The sequence below is a fragment of the Hydrogenophaga sp. GW823-FHT04C09 genome (assembly GCF_058796355.1).
In genome coordinates this window covers 1-1,195 of sequence record NZ_JBXAIO010000021.1, presented here as the reverse complement: position 1 = coordinate 1,195, position 1,195 = coordinate 1, and the positions used below count along the sequence as shown (strand labels likewise).

Sequence of the window (1,195 nt, the reverse complement as noted above, 5' to 3'; positions counted from 1 at the left end):
CTTACGCGATGATTTTTGCGACGACGCCGGCGCCGACGGTGCGGCCGCCTTCGCGGATGGCAAAGCGCAGGCCTTCTTCCATGGCGATCGGGGCGATCAGCTTGACCGTGATCGACACGTTGTCACCCGGCATCACCATTTCCTTGCCTTCGGGCAGCTCGATCGAGCCGGTCACGTCGGTCGTGCGGAAGTAGAACTGCGGACGGTAGTTGTTGAAGAACGGCGTGTGACGGCCACCTTCGTCCTTGGACAGCACGTACACCTCACCCGTGAAGTGCGTGTGCGGCTTGATCGAGCCGGGCTTGCACAGCACCTGGCCGCGCTGCACGTCTTCGCGCTTGGTGCCGCGCAGCAGGATACCCACGTTGTCGCCCGCCTGGCCCTGGTCCAGCAGCTTGCGGAACATCTCCACGCCCGTGCAGGTCGTCTTCTGCGTGGCGGAGATGCCCACGATCTCGATTTCTTCGCCGACCTTGATGATGCCGCGCTCGATACGGCCCGTCACCACGGTGCCGCGGCCCGAGATGGAGAACACGTCTTCCACCGGCATCAGGAAGGCACCGTCCACCGCGCGCTCGGGCGTGGGGATGTAGGTGTCCAGCGCGTCAGCCAGCTTCATGATGGCTTCTTCGCCCAGCTTGCCCTTGTCGCCTTCCAGGGCGAGCTTGGCCGAGCCGTGGATGATGGGGGTGGCGTCGCCCGGGAAGTCGTACTTGTCCAGCAGCTCGCGCACTTCCATCTCGACCAGCTCGAGCAGCTCGGCGTCGTCGACCATGTCGCACTTGTTCAGGAACACGATGATGTAAGGCACGCCCACCTGGCGCGCCAGCAGGATGTGCTCGCGGGTCTGGGGCATCGGGCCGTCAGCGGCCGAGCACACCAGAATGGCGCCGTCCATCTGGGCGGCACCGGTGATCATGTTCTTGACGTAGTCGGCGTGGCCGGGGCAGTCCACGTGGGCGTAGTGGCGGTTGGCCGTCTCGTATTCCACGTGCGCGGTGTTGATCGTGATGCCGCGCGCCTTCTCTTCCGGTGCCGCATCGATCTGGTCGTAGGCCTTGGCCGCGCCGCCGAACTTGGCCGCCAGCACCGTCGTGATCGCCGCCGTCAGCGTCGTCTTGCCATGGTCCACGTGACCAATCGTGCCCACGTTCACGTGCGGCTTGGTCCGCTCAAATTTCTCTTTTGCCATTTT

General features: G+C 64.5%; 1 protein-coding gene. It reads right to left on the bottom strand.

Going from position 1 to position 1,195, the window contains the following annotated elements; translation table 11 throughout:
• Position 1: 1 nt before the first annotated feature.
• The gene (gene tuf, locus AC1Q9M_RS25500; protein ID WP_382162668.1) at positions 2-1,192 is read right to left on the bottom strand and encodes an elongation factor Tu; all 1,191 of its coding nucleotides are present in this window, start codon (positions 1,190-1,192) and stop codon (positions 2-4) included.
• Positions 1,193-1,195: the final 3 nt, after the last annotated feature.

Coding starts and splice junctions, on each gene's coding strand:
- tuf (WP_382162668.1), bottom strand. CDS start 1,192: ATGGCAAAAGAGAAATTTGAGCGGACCAAGCCGCACGTGAACGTGGGC.